Origin of the sequence: Chryseobacterium herbae (assembly GCF_025154075.1) — a bacterium.
Classification (GTDB): domain Bacteria; phylum Bacteroidota; class Bacteroidia; order Flavobacteriales; family Weeksellaceae; genus Chryseobacterium; species Chryseobacterium herbae.
Genome location: NZ_JAOAMU010000006.1, coordinates 223,546 through 236,677 on the forward strand (window position 1 = coordinate 223,546; position 13,132 = coordinate 236,677).

At 37.6% G+C, this 13,132-nt stretch carries 11 protein-coding genes; 7 read left to right on the top strand and 4 right to left on the bottom strand.

What is annotated here, in order from left to right:
• The first annotated feature begins 3 nt into the window (after positions 1-3).
• From N0B48_RS18295 to N0B48_RS18305, 3 genes are read left to right on the top strand one after another with little or no spacing between them, the layout of a single operon-like run.
• A complete protein-coding gene (locus tag N0B48_RS18295; protein ID WP_259840401.1) occupies positions 4-1,470 on the top strand; it encodes a tellurite resistance TerB C-terminal domain-containing protein in 1,467 nt (488 codons plus the stop codon).
• A complete protein-coding gene (locus tag N0B48_RS18300) occupies positions 1,463-2,779 on the top strand; it encodes an ATP-binding protein (protein ID WP_259840402.1) in 1,317 nt (438 codons plus the stop codon). Before N0B48_RS18295 ends, N0B48_RS18300 begins: the two co-directional genes overlap by 8 nt.
• Positions 2,776-4,944: a DEAD/DEAH box helicase gene (locus N0B48_RS18305; protein ID WP_259840403.1), complete on the top strand. Its 2,169-nt coding sequence runs from the start codon at positions 2,776-2,778 to the stop codon at positions 4,942-4,944. Before N0B48_RS18300 ends, N0B48_RS18305 begins: the two co-directional genes overlap by 4 nt.
• Positions 4,945-5,344: 400 nt before the next feature.
• Here N0B48_RS18305 and N0B48_RS18310 read toward each other — a convergent pair whose 3' ends face one another.
• Positions 5,345-5,938, bottom strand: a complete 594-nt coding sequence (locus tag N0B48_RS18310) for a Crp/Fnr family transcriptional regulator (protein WP_259840404.1) — start codon at positions 5,936-5,938, stop codon at positions 5,345-5,347.
• 629 nt (positions 5,939-6,567) lie between these two features.
• On the opposite strand from N0B48_RS18310, the gene N0B48_RS18315 reads away from it, so the two are divergent.
• Positions 6,568-6,909, top strand: coding sequence for a helix-turn-helix transcriptional regulator (locus N0B48_RS18315; protein WP_259840405.1), 342 nt, complete (start codon positions 6,568-6,570; stop codon positions 6,907-6,909).
• Positions 6,910-6,927: 18 nt separating this feature from the next.
• On the opposite strand, the gene N0B48_RS18320 is transcribed toward N0B48_RS18315, so the two are convergent.
• Together N0B48_RS18320 and N0B48_RS18325 are read right to left on the bottom strand one after the other, a co-directional pair.
• A complete protein-coding gene (locus N0B48_RS18320) occupies positions 6,928-7,659 on the bottom strand; it encodes an MBL fold metallo-hydrolase (RefSeq protein ID WP_259840406.1) in 732 nt (243 codons plus the stop codon).
• Positions 7,660-7,734: 75 nt separating this feature from the next.
• Positions 7,735-8,484, bottom strand: a complete 750-nt coding sequence (locus N0B48_RS18325; protein WP_259840407.1) for an NUDIX hydrolase — start codon at positions 8,482-8,484, stop codon at positions 7,735-7,737.
• A gap of 734 nt (positions 8,485-9,218) precedes the next feature.
• Here N0B48_RS18325 and N0B48_RS18330 point away from each other — a divergent pair.
• Entirely contained in the window at positions 9,219-10,415 is a 1,197-nt protein-coding gene (locus N0B48_RS18330; RefSeq protein WP_259840408.1) for an MFS transporter, read from the top strand.
• Here N0B48_RS18330 and N0B48_RS18335 read toward each other — a convergent pair.
• The gene (locus tag N0B48_RS18335; RefSeq protein WP_259840409.1) at positions 10,405-10,785 is read right to left on the bottom strand and encodes a winged helix-turn-helix transcriptional regulator; all 381 of its coding nucleotides are present in this window, start codon (positions 10,783-10,785) and stop codon (positions 10,405-10,407) included. The genes N0B48_RS18330 and N0B48_RS18335 overlap by 11 nt on opposite strands.
• Before the next feature lie 159 nt (positions 10,786-10,944).
• Here N0B48_RS18335 and N0B48_RS18340 point away from each other — a divergent pair, with 159 nt between their 5' ends.
• Together N0B48_RS18340 and N0B48_RS18345 are read left to right on the top strand one after the other, a co-directional pair.
• Positions 10,945-11,889, top strand: a complete 945-nt coding sequence (locus tag N0B48_RS18340; RefSeq protein WP_259840410.1) for an alpha/beta hydrolase — start codon at positions 10,945-10,947, stop codon at positions 11,887-11,889.
• On the top strand, positions 11,886-13,058 hold the full coding sequence (locus tag N0B48_RS18345) for an MFS transporter (protein ID WP_259840411.1): 1,173 nt from the start codon (positions 11,886-11,888) through the stop codon (positions 13,056-13,058). The genes N0B48_RS18340 and N0B48_RS18345 overlap by 4 nt, the downstream gene beginning before the upstream one ends.
• Positions 13,059-13,132: the final 74 nt, after the last annotated feature.

A 13,132-nucleotide genomic window follows, 5' to 3' on the forward strand; every position in this document is an offset into this window, starting at 1 on the left:
ACTATGCAGAATGAACATTATGATGACTCTATCATTGATGTGTCCGGAAGCGCGGATATTCCAATAGATTTTGGAACGGCTTTACACGTGCAGGAACCTGCAGGTGAAAATATACAACAGCCTCAATATGATCCTGAAGGCTGGAAAATAGGAAAAAAATACCTCAGAAAACTCAGTTTAAATGATGAACAGGCTGCAATGCTGGACAGATTATGGTTTGCAGACAATGTTTTCAATGAAATTGAATACTGCAGAGTACAAATTTTAAAACAGTTTTTAAGAGCCATAAATTATCTCCAAACCGATTGTATTCCGGTCAATAAATCCTATACGACGGTTATTGAAGAACTGTCTGAAATCATTGTCTGCCTGCAATATAATTACAGAAAAGAAAGCCTTAATTACCGCTATACCTATGATGCGGTACAAACTGAAATTTTCAACCAAATATTAAAATTATGCGAAAATAACGTCAGGGAAGTTTATGGAATTAAAAGAAAAATCAATACGGATTTTAACTATACCCATCCGGATATTCTGCACCAGTACAGCAGAAAGATCGTTTCAAAACTTGAGGCTTTTCTGATAGAAAACCAGCATCAGATTCTGGATGCAGATCACAGAACAAATATCATCCTGAATGAAAACAATACCGGCCGGTGGAAAGCAAAATTTGAAACCATTAAAGAAGATTTTTCCAATGCTCTTGCTTTTGAAAGGGAAGTCTTCAGGCTGGCGGATGTAAACATTAAAAATCCTTCTCAGGACTTGATTTTTTTCGAAGCTTCAAAATTTGTATCAAAGCATGACAGGATCAGTGCTTTAAAGCTTTATCTCCATTATTTTGAAAAAGATATGAACTCTTCTCAATTTGACAGAAAACAGCTTACAAAAAACATTCAGAAGAGCCTGTTCTCTACAAATGAACAGCTTACAGATTTTGAAAAGATAGTCAATGAGCTCATTACAACAAAGGATCTTAAAGCAGCCATTGAAAAAGCTTCTCAGCTGTATCTTCCAAAAAGAAAAAAAATCGTGATCGACAGAGATGCGGTTGAAAATGTACAAAGGCAGCATTCAGGAACTGTAGTTTTGCTGGAAGAATATCTCAGAGATGATGATGAGGAAGAAAATATAACTGAAAAACCAGCAGAGCCGGAAGAAGAGGACGAACTGACAATTAACATCACCCATCAGAATTCTGAAACCGAGACTCAGAAATATGTTGAACAACTGAATTTATCAGAAATCCAGCAGGAAATTTTAGACTTATTTGAAAAGCAGAGTTTTAATATTCCTCAAAGTGAAATGGCAACCTATTTACAGTCTAAAAACCTGTTTATGGGATCTACCATCGATTCAATTAATGATCTCTGTTTTGAAATCCTAGACGATATCATTATTGAAGAAGAGGATGAATATTTTACAATTAATACTGATTATTATAAAAAACTTTTAAACAATGATTGACAATATTAAACCCAAAGAAGCTACTTCTATTATCAACTCACTGGTGAGCGGAGTAGTCCCAAAAATAGGGGTGCAGCATATAACCGTTGGAAGATCGGAAGAGATTAATGCATTTATAAGTTCTCTGGATGATGTGAAAAACGGTCACAGCATGGCGAAATTCTGGATCGGTGATTTTGGAAGCGGAAAATCATTTATGCTTCATTTACTGAACACCGTTGCCCTGAAACAGAAATTCGTTGTTTCCAATGCAGATTTTACTCCGGACAACCGACTGTATTCCAACGACGGAAAAAGTGTAATTTTATATTCTGCGATTATGGACAATATTGCGATCCAGACCAAGCCGGAAGGGGGTGCATTACAGACTTTACTGGAGAAATGGATTGAGCAGGTGATTACGAAAACAGCCGAAGAAAACCATATTTCACTGTCGGAAATCAGAAACGATCAATACTTGGGTTTGATCCAGAATTCTATTATGAAAACGGTGAATGAAATCACGGAAGTCGGCGGTTTCGATTTCGGTTCTGTGATCGTTAAATACTACGAAGGTTACATCAAAGGAGATGAATTGCTTCGCAGAAATGCCCTGAAATGGCTCAAAGGCGAATATAAAACCAAAACGGAAGCAAGACAGGACCTGGGTGTCAGAGAAATCATCAATGATTCTAATTTTTATGATATGCTTAAGAATTTCTGTAAATTCTTTGTAAGCATGGGCTACAGTGGGTTTATGATTAATCTGGATGAAGCCATCAACCTCTACAAAATCTCTACGGCAGCGGCTCGGGAAAAGAATTACGAGAAAATTTTATCCATTTACAACGACTGTTTTCAGGGGAAAATATCGAATCTCTTCATCAATTTTGCAGGAACAAAAGAATTTCTGGAAAACGAAAGGAGAGGACTGTTCAGCTATCAGGCTTTAAAATCCAGGCTGGAAACCAATAAATTTGAAACACTTGAGATCAGAGATTTTGCCCAGCCGGTGATCAAATTAACGCCATTGGACCACAATGAAATCTTTGTTTTGCTGAAGAAATTGAAGCTGATCTTTGATCTTAATTATAAAACGGAACTGAATATCACCGATGATGAAATCTTCACTTTCATGGAAGAAATGTTCAACAAACCGGGAGCTTCGGAATTTCTGACTCCCAGAGAAGTCATCAGGGATTTTCTGAATATTCTGAACATTATCCGACAGAATCCGGCGGTGGACAAGAAGCAGCTTTTCGGAGAAATTGAGATTTCAGACGAAAGACCGAACGATTTGGTTCTCTTAGACAACATTGAGGAAATATGACAGCATTCGACATGCTTTCTGAGCCGATCAGAAAATACATCCGTGATCAGAGATGGGAAAGTCTGAGGCCTATTCAGGAGGCTGCTATTCAGAGGATTATTCCGACCGATAATAATTATGTTTTAATTTCCAGAACAGCTTCAGGTAAAACTGAGGCTGCCTTTCTGCCAATCCTTTCAAAAGTTAATTTTAAAGAGCAAGGGGTAAAAGTTCTATATCTCTCACCTTTAATTGCTTTGATCAACGATCAGTTTATGCGGGTAGAAAAGCTCTGTGCCTATCTGGATGTTCCGGTAACGAAATGGCACGGAGAAGCTTCAAAAGGAGCAAAAGATCACCTTATCAAAGCTCCGGAAGGAATTGTCCTGATCACTCCGGAGTCTCTGGAAGCGATGTTTGTAAATAAGCCACACAATATTCATCATCTTTTTTCAACATTGGAGTATGTGGTTATAGATGAAATTCATTCTTTTTTAGGCTCAGACCGAGGGATTCATCTGCAGTCTTTGTTGCAGCGTCTTCAGAAAGTCAACCAAAAGAAATTCAGTACTGTGGCACTTTCGGCAACGGTAAGTGATGAAAATAAATACGCTGAACTCAAAAATTTTCTGGGAGATCCCGAACATACGAAAGTCATCAGAGATACCACACCGAAGCCTATTAATGCTGTTTTTAAATATTTTGAAGGAACAACGAGTGAACTTCCTGTAGAGTTGATTGAGGATCTTTATGAACAGACTAAAAATAGTAAAGTTTTGATATTTCCTAACTTTAGAGGGAGAGTAGAAGAAGTTGCTGTGAAACTTAAAAGAGAATCTGAAAGAAAAAGCGGGCATAAAAATTATTTTTCGCATCATTCTTCTGTAGATAAAGAAGTAAGAGAGGATATAGAAAAATTTGCGAAAGAAGACAATAAGAACCGAAAATTTTGTATTTCCTGTACTTCTACGCTGGAATTGGGGATTGATATAGGCAACGTTGATGAAGTTGTGCAGATTGATTCTACCAACAGTATTGCTTCTTTGATACAGAGAGTCGGGCGGAGCGGAAGAAGAGAGGATAAAGCAAGTAATTTATTTTTATATGCAACGGAAGAATGGAGCTTATTGCAGTCACTAGCTTGCTGGCAGTTATATCAGGAACATTATATAGAACCGGTATCTGTTAGCCAGAAGCCTTATGATATTCTTGTTCATCAGCTTCTTTCAATAGTTAAAGGAACCTCAGGAATCACTTTAGATAAACTTCTTCATGAGATTAAGTTAAACAGAACATTTGCTAATATTACAGAAGAAGAAACTGTAGAGATAATTAATTATCTTATAAAAATTGATTTTTTTGAAAAATTAGGAAAAGAACTTATCATTGGAATAGAAGGAGAAAAGGTAGTTAACAATAAGGATTTTTATAGCGTGTTTAAAACGGAAACCTTTTTTAAAGTTTCTCATAACGGCAATAAAATAGGTGAACTGCCCTTGTCTTTCCAGCTAAAAGAGGATGAAAATATATTTCTTGCAGCAAGAATATGGAAGATTGTAGAAGTAGATCTCCATTCAAAAAAGATAGAAGTTATTCCTACTAAAGATGGAAAAAAGCCTGTATTTTTTGGTGGTGGTGGAGATACGGATCACAGGATCAGAGAAAAAATGCTTAGCATTTTAAAAGTAAAAAATAAGATAGAATCTATTAATGAAAATGGGGAGAACGTAATACATGATCTTCGTAAGAAATTTTCAATTTTTGATCTTAAGAATATCCAGAGTGAACGTCCTTTATTATTAAGTAACAGCAATATCAGATTCTATTCATTTGCTGATTCCAGAATTAACAGAACAATAAGGTTTCTTCTTGAGATTAAAGGAATAACATGCCATTATTCTGAGTTAGAAAGCTCTTTTAGTATAAAGACAAATGAGGATGAAAACAAAAAGAAAATGAATAGAGAAATCTTCAAATCAGCCATTAAAGAAATATCCAAAACATCTTCTGATTTAGACTTAGAATTGTCTATAACACTAGAAAAGAGTCCGGGAATTTTAGATTTTTCAAAATGGGGAATATACCTGCCGGTACACTATCAAATCCAGCTTCTGAAAAACCGTTATTTCGATTTTGAAGGCTGCACTGAATTTCTTCGGAATTTGGTTTTTGTAGAAAATCAGTAGGAAGCAGCGAAGAGTTGAGACTTAAGGGATCACCTAAAACTTGGAGAAAAGATAAAATTTTTCCACGCAAAGTTCTATTATAATACCGTACAGTACGAGGAGAGCAAAGAGCATAATCAATTTCATTGATCCGATTAAGCGGATGTTTTATACCCAGAGCTTCATCAGTGACGCAGTCACAGTCTTTGCCTTCCTCAAAACTAAACATTAACAAGATGAAGCTTTGCGTCAAAAAAGCTTACCTGCTCCCTAGGTTTTGAAATTGATACGAATAAAGAATAGTGGAACTCTATAATAACTTCCATTTTCCTTTTCCAAACTAAAAAAATACCAATTGAAAGACTTCTGTTTTCTTCACAGGCTTCATAGAACTTCCATCTTCCATCACCCCTCTTCCTAGCTAATACAAAATCTTTCTCTTTTCAATCTTTAGAATCTTCTCTTTCTCCATTGTTTTTATGGATCTGATAACGGTTTCCACTCTGACACCGGTAAGGGAAGCCAGTTGCTGCCGTGTAAGGGGAATCTGAAAAGAGTAAGGACTCTTGTCCTCGTAGTAACTTTTAAGATAATCCATGAGCTGTTTCAGTTTCAGTATCGGATTCTGGAAAGAGAGGTTGTACAGCATCAGATATTTGTAGTACATTCTTTCTGCCATACATTGATAGACATTAAGCGAGATCTCCTGATTTTCCTTAATCAGATTCAAAAAAACAGATTTGGGAAGCCTTAGAATATGAGAATCCTTTATCGCGATCGCATTCATGGGATATGGACGGTCTACAAACAGCAGGGATTCTGCAAAACTGTGTCCTCCCGAAAATATATTCTGAATAAATTCTTTTCCGTCTTCCGTATAATTATTGAGTTTGATCTGTCCTTTCCCAATTTGGTAATAAAATGTAGCAAATTCGCCTTCCCGGAAAATAATTTCCTCCGATTTATACGCTTTGGTTTCAGCTCCATATGAAATTAATACATCTTCAGCGATCATGGTGTGATAGGTTTTTAATTGAAACGGTAAACAGCTGTTTAACCATTAATGTCTTTCATTATGCGGTAAACAAAAAAGTCTCTGATTTCAATAATGTAAAGAAAGTTCAATTTCAATGCGTTTCTTCAAAACTGCGTACCATATACATACCACAGAATAAAACCGTAAGTCCCGTTTGAAAATCCCGTTAAATCTTATTGCACGCATACAATGAAATCCTTGAAATATTGATTAGGATCATAAAAACAAGGTTTACAATCGTCTAAATTTGTTTAAAATAAATAAATGAGCAGTTCAATTTCAAAACCCGGTTTAAAATAGAACAAAATACACTGTTTATAGGCATGGCGTGGTATGTATGTGGTATTTTAATTCTGTAAAATTTTAATCATTTTTTATTTCTTTGTTTGTTTTAAAAATAATTGAAAAGATGAACTTCAGTTAGAGAATTTTTAAGAATAAATGTCGAAACTGTAAATATGTATTGATTAAAAAATAATGGAATTGAAGCATACAAAGTGAAGCCACCATATAAAAAATAGCTGTTATAAAATAGCCGGAGATGAAGAATTTGTACTGATGCTGCCCGTTTAAAGGCATCAGAAATAAGTAGAGATGAGAAAAATATTATGAAAAACGAAAAACCGCAATCCAATTTAGAAGATTTGAACCAAAAAATTTTAGTACAGGACGATATCATGGCATTGGCGAAAGAAAATTCTCCACGCCTGCTGAATAAATTCAGATTAGTATATCCTGATTTTTTTGATAAGATCACGAAAGTACATCCCAATCTCAAAAATTCTGAACTGATTTTCTGCATTTACCTAAAACTCAACTTTACCACCAAGGAAATTGCGACCTATACTTTTGTGACCCCAAAAGCCATTCAGAACAGAAAAAACAGAATTCGGAAGAAGCTCAGTATTCCTTCCGATCTGGATATTTACAAGTGGTTTAATGATCTTTAAACCTATTTTTGCGTCAGATTATATTTGGATTACTGCTTTATCCAGATCGTGATAAAGCAGTATTTTCCATTGCGCTTCGGCGGCTTTTTTCTGCCACTCCATCCTTAGTTCCATTGCTTTTCTCCCGTCGAAATCACTTTTATACGCCAGATGGTATTTCAGGTAAGATTCCTGAGGAAGGTCATCAGCCCCATAAAAAACGGTTTCACCATTTTCCCGGATCCAGAATGCCTGCATAAAAGGGGTGTGACCGCCCACCACTTCAAAAGAAATCTCATCACTGATTTCTCCCTGATCTTCATTCATCCAGACGATATTCGGCAGGGTGATCAGCTTTTCCAGAATATCAAAATCAAAAGAAGGATTGCCTCTATTTTCCAGGGCAAAAGCCAGTTCGCGCTTCTGGATATAAATTTTGGCATTTGGAAACGTTGGGACAAAACCATTGTCAGTCTTTTGTATACTGCCATCGATATGGTCTTTATGAAGATGCGAAAGTAGAAGTTTGCTAATTTGTTCCGGCTTGATATTTTCTTTTTCCAGTAATTCGGAAATAACGGTTTTTCCGGCAGTACTTTTCCATCCGATACCGGCATCAAGAAGGATATAATCGTGATCCGTAATGACCAGAAAAGGCTGCACAGACATTCTGATTCCTTTTATGGTATCAAAGTTTTCATCTGTTAAAAGCGTAAAATCTTTTGTTTTGCTGGCCGAGAAATTGCCTTCTTTAAGCGGAATAATTTTCATTCTGCAAATTTCCCTATTATTTCTAAAACCTGAAAACCTTTTTCTCAATAGAACACATCGGAAAAAACAATGAAGTTACCAGCTGTTGAGTCCGTTTTCCATAGCTTTGACGTAATTTTCTTCGTCAAAAGAGTAGAGGTCAGGCGCTTTGTGAGCACCGCCGCGTCTTTGTTCTTCAAGCTTTTTAAGAATACCCAGATTCTTTATTTTCCTGTAAAAATTTCCGCGATTCAGCTCTTTTCCTAAAACGGCTTCATATAATTTCTGCAATTCCGGAAGTGTAAATTTTTCAGGAAGAAGGTTCCTACCGATAGGTTTTGTAGATATTTTCTGTCTCAGGGTAAATAAAGCTTTCTGAATGATCTCATAATGATCCATTCCAAACTCGATCTCCGGTAATTGACTGATAAATACCCATTCGCAGGTCTCGCTGAACTCATCGGGAATCAGGTGAAATCTTGAAGGACTGTACAATGCGTAATATCCCACGGTAACAAAGCGCTGTTTCTGGAAAAGCGTATCATCAAAATCCTCAAAATGAAATTCACTTCTGTTTTTCTTTCCAAATACCCCGAATTCCTCGAGATAAACATCCGTTACTCCGGATCTTTCTTTCAAAATTCTTTTGACTGCGTCATCCAGATCTTCATCTTTTTTTACGTAACCACCCGGAAGCAGCCATTTTTGTCTGTAATTGGTTTTTAAAAGAAGAACTTTAAGTTCATTATGCTCAAATCCGAAAATAACCGGATCAGCTGAAATATGCGGCAGGAAAATATCTTTGGCCGCGATTGACTGCTGTAAAAGCTGTTGTTTGGAATCCATGGAACTAGTGTGAAATGTGTATTAGTACAAATGTGCTAAAAAAAAATGAATTTCCATCAAAAATCCTTTATATAAAGGTATTTAGAATCATTCGGTTCAAATAAACAGAACAAAAAAATACTGTGACAAAATATTAACAGTTATTTTTCCGTTACAGATATACACAAAATAGATAGCTGACTTTCTTTAAAGCTATTGCAAACGAAAAAACAATCTCCCTCTTTTCCTGCCTGTAAATTATTTTAAGATTAAATGCCATAGTTGATTGAAAGAGGTCGTTTCCAAACGGTCTCTTTTTTTAATTTGATTATCTTTGACGATCTTAAGAACGATATAGTATTTAGTACCGATATTACCTATTTTATTTCTAATTATACTTAATCAATAGTTCAAAAGGTGTCAAAATTGACCTAAGAAACTGTAACGTAAAAAAAATGAATTCTGTGAACGTTAAAAAAACTCTCCTGTCTGAGTGCGGGACAAATTTTGATTCTAAACATAGAGTGCTGCCGCACGAGTTTAGAGTTTTTAGAGAACAGATTTCATTTTTAGTGGAAGTTTCTAGTCTTGAACTTTTGGTTCATTTTGCTTCAAGGCAAAAGAACAAAAAATCATAAATACTACATCAGGGGTTTTATACTATTCAAGTATTTTCTGGCTATATAACAGATGGACATTAACCAGCTAAAATACTTTTTTCTTCAAGTAATTTTAAAATAAATTCTATTCGTATCATGCAGGCAAGCTCATCCCCCCGCATTTCCCGTACCGTGATTTGGCTAATGGCCATTATTTCAGGACTTGTGGTAGCCAACAACTATTATAACCAGCCTTTACTGGCCCTTATTTCCGACGATCTACATGTTTCCGAAAGTGCAGCAAGCCGGATTTCTGTACTCACCCAGATAGGATATGCATTGGGCCTTTTACTTCTCGTGCCTTTAGGAGATAAATTTTTCCGTAAAAAACTTATTTTGATCGATTTGTTTTTAGTTTTTGGATCATTATTGTGGATGACATTCGCTACTCAACTATGGATGTTGTATGCAGCCAGCCTGTTGATTGGGGCCACTTCCGTGATTCCACAATTATTTATACCAATCGCTGCTGAACTATCCTCTGACAAAGAGAAATCTTCCAATATCGGAGTCGTAATGTCTGGATTGTTGCTAGGAATTCTTCTATCCCGGTTTATTGGTGGAATTGTCGGAGATGTATGGGGCTGGAGAGCGATGTTCGGCATTGCGGCAGGGCTGATGATTTTGGTTTGGATTGCGGTGTACAAAATGTTACCTGAAATGCAGCCTAATTTCAAAGGAACTTATAAAGAATTAATGAAATCCGTTGCTCATCTGGCTAAAACACAGCCTATTTTACAGCTGGCTTCATTCCGTGGGGCGATGGCGTTCGGATCTATGTGTGCTTTATTCACGACATTGGTCTTTCATATGGAAAAGCCACCTTTCAATGCGGGATCTTCTGTAGTGGGAAGTTTCGGACTGGCTGGAGCTGTGGGCGCTTTGGCGGCCGCAAAAGTAGGAAAACTTCAGAAATACCTGGATATCAACAGGATTATATTGTATTCACTTTTTATTGTGGTGGGAAGCTGGGCTTTCACTTATTTTGCGGGTGAAACGTATTGGGGATTGATCGTTGGCGTTATCCTGGTCGATCTTGGGGTACAGTCGAGTCACATCATGAACCAGACCAATTATTTTTTAATTAAATCCAATGCTGTAAATAGATTGAACACCGTTTATATGGTTTCCTATTTCATTGGCGGATCACTCGGAACATGGCTGGCTTCAATGGCCTGGCAATATGCTCAATGGTCTGGGGTCTGCTTTGTAGGAGCGTCTTTCGGACTGTTTGCGATCATCGCTCATGTCTTGTTTTGCAACAAAGTCAATGCATCTCAACCTAAATCTTAGCCTCAATTTCACTGCTTTGAACTAAGTCTTTGTGCTTATTTCCCCATTTTTCGAGCTCTTCCCAGATCGGGATCAGCTCTCGTGCTATATTCGTAAGTTCATAGTCTACTCTGGGCGGAACTTCGGCATGTACGGTCCGTTTGACCAACCCTTCTTTTTCAAGTTCTCTCAACTGTAAGGTAAGCATCCGTTCAGTGATTCCGCAGATCCTGTCCCGGACTTCACTAAAACGTAGTTTTCCGTCTTTTAATCTGTTTAAAATCAGAAGCTTCCATCTTCCACCAATTTTACAGACAGCATAAGACAGATCACATTCCTGTATGTACTTTTTATTGATGTTATTCGTCGAATTTTCCTTTATTTTCCCCATAGCTTACAAATTTGTTAGTACCATACAATTCGCTGTATACAGTGCAAATGTAAGGTTTGAAATTTAATTTTGTCCTCAGAAACTGAAAATAAACATCAGTTCGGGAACAATAGCGCTCAGGTTCCTTTGAAAATAGTATTAACAGGAAAATTTAAAAAAATGGAATTTACATCACCCATCACCCAAATCATCAGTCATTTAGAAAAAATACAGTCATTCAATGCACAGGATCCATTAGATGATACCCGAAAATACCTTGAAACGATGTCGCTTCAGCTTGACAGAAAAAAAGAATCCGTTACGATGATCGAAGAGCTGAATATTCCGATGGAAAGCTACCAGATCCCGATCCGTATCTGCCGCCCGAAAGGAAAAACTACTCAGAAATCATCAGCTATTGTCTACATACACGGTGGATGGTTTATTGCCGGAGGTTTTGAAACCCACGATGCTATAGTACGGAAATTGGCCAATAAAACAGGATCAGCAGTGATATTCGTAGATTATCGTTTAGCTCCTGAACATCCTTTTCCTGCGGGATTAAATGACTGCATTGATACCGTAAAATGGGTTGTTGACCATGCAGAAGCCTTAGGGATTGATAAAGATCAGATTGGAATTATTGGTGACAGTGCCGGTGGAGCCCTTGCAGCAAGTGTTTCCACACAGGTTGGAGAACTTCTGAAGTTTCAGATACTGATCTATCCGGCAGCTGATAATCAACTTAATACAAACTCATGGAAAATCTATGAAACAGGACCGGTTTTAAACAAAGAAGGCGGTATTCAGGCCTGGAACTGGTATTATCCTGAAGGTGAAAACAATCCGGATCCGTTGGCAGTTCCTATATTGATAAAAGATTTCAAAAATACACCATCTACATTGGTTTTTATTGCTGAACATGATGCTTTAAGGGATGAAGGAGAAGCACTTGCCCAACATATGAAAGAGGCAGGAGTTTCCGTGAATACCAGCTTTTACAAAGATATGGTTCATGGTTTTATGCATATGGGGGAAGTATTGAATGAAGCGGAGCAGGCAGCAAATGAAATGGCAGCTTTTGCCCATCAACACCTTGAAATAGCTGTAGAAAAAGAAGCATGAAAAAGTACGCCTACATCGGATGTTTGGGATTCATTGCGGTCATTACTACAGAATTCGGAGTGATAGGAATCCTGCCGCAGATTGCAGAACATTATCAGATTGGAATTGACAAAGCCGGTTGGCTGCTCAGTGCTTTTGCGTTGATTATTGCATTAACAGGGCCTTTTATGACCTTGCTGATGTCCGGATTTGACCGTAAGAAAGTAATGTTGACAGCGATTGCTATCTTCCTTTTTACCGCTGTGATTTCCGCGATGTCGCCACCGTTTTGGCTTCTGATGCTGGTGAGGATACTTCCCGCATTTTTACAGCCGGTCTATATCGCAACAGCGCTGTCAGTCGCAGTCTCCGGTGCGGATCAAAAACAGGCGAATAAGCTGATGGGCATTGTCTTTATCGGGGTGGCTCTGGCCATGGTGACTACAGTTCCTTTTGCGACGTGGTTGGCCAGTGTATGGATATGGGAATCTTCATTCATCGTGCAAGGGATTGTGAGTACAATAGCTTTAACCGTGATCTATTTTGTACTTCCTCCAATGCCGGTACAGGAGAAAAAATCTTACAAAAGCCAGCTCACCATTTTAACTAAACCCACGTTTATCATCAGTACAGCCATGAATTTTTTCATGATCACTGCCTGGTTTTCTACCTACAGTTATTTTGCCGACTATCTGAATAAAGCAAAAGGGATGGACGGAACTATGGTAAGCTATATGCTTTTCCTGTTCGGGATTATTGGCGTATTTTCAAACTGGATCGCAGGAAAAATGCTGAGCTGGAATGTCCCGAAAACGACCGCTCTGTTCCTTTCCGGGACTGTCATTATGCCGTTCCTACTGTATTTCTCAGGAGACAGTCTGCCTGCCAATATCATCAGTATTGCGGTTTGGGGCTTTCTGTATTCTCCGAGCTTTCAGAATGCTTCCACGTATATGATTTCCTCCGTCCCGGATTCTCTTGAATTTGCCAACAGTTTAGCCACTTCTTTTGGAAACCTGGGCGTGACTCTGGGAACGACCCTGGGTGGATGGATGATCGTTGCTAAAGGAGCTTCATACAATCCATGGATAGGTCTTGTGTTTGGGATTTTAGCTTTTCTCATGATCATCCTGAGAAGTATTCTGGAGAAAAGAGCTGAAAAAGAGAAGGTCATTATTCCCTGTTCGTAATATATTGTAACAAATTTTGTTACATTGATAAAATGCAGTAATTTTGATGGATTAATAATTTCATCAAGAATTAA

Excerpts from the sequence above, each read along its gene's own strand:
- N0B48_RS18325 (WP_259840407.1), bottom strand. The coding sequence starts at position 8,484 with ATGGATTCCAAACAACAGCTTTTACAGCAGTCAATCGCGGCCAAAGAT.
- N0B48_RS18315 (WP_259840405.1), top strand. The coding sequence starts at position 6,568 with ATGAAAAACGAAAAACCGCAATCCAATTTAGAAGATTTGAACCAAAAA.
- N0B48_RS18340 (WP_259840410.1), top strand. The coding sequence starts at position 10,945 with ATGGAATTTACATCACCCATCACCCAAATCATCAGTCATTTAGAAAAA.
- N0B48_RS18310 (WP_259840404.1), bottom strand. The coding sequence starts at position 5,938 with ATGATCGCTGAAGATGTATTAATTTCATATGGAGCTGAAACCAAAGCG.
- N0B48_RS18300 (WP_259840402.1), top strand. The coding sequence starts at position 1,463 with ATGATTGACAATATTAAACCCAAAGAAGCTACTTCTATTATCAACTCA.
- N0B48_RS18320 (WP_259840406.1), bottom strand. The coding sequence starts at position 7,659 with ATGAAAATTATTCCGCTTAAAGAAGGCAATTTCTCGGCCAGCAAAACA.
- N0B48_RS18305 (WP_259840403.1), top strand. The coding sequence starts at position 2,776 with ATGACAGCATTCGACATGCTTTCTGAGCCGATCAGAAAATACATCCGT.
- N0B48_RS18330 (WP_259840408.1), top strand. The coding sequence starts at position 9,219 with ATGCAGGCAAGCTCATCCCCCCGCATTTCCCGTACCGTGATTTGGCTA.
- N0B48_RS18295 (WP_259840401.1), top strand. The coding sequence starts at position 4 with ATGCAGAATGAACATTATGATGACTCTATCATTGATGTGTCCGGAAGC.
- N0B48_RS18345 (WP_259840411.1), top strand. The coding sequence starts at position 11,886 with ATGAAAAAGTACGCCTACATCGGATGTTTGGGATTCATTGCGGTCATT.
- N0B48_RS18335 (WP_259840409.1), bottom strand. The coding sequence starts at position 10,785 with ATGGGGAAAATAAAGGAAAATTCGACGAATAACATCAATAAAAAGTAC.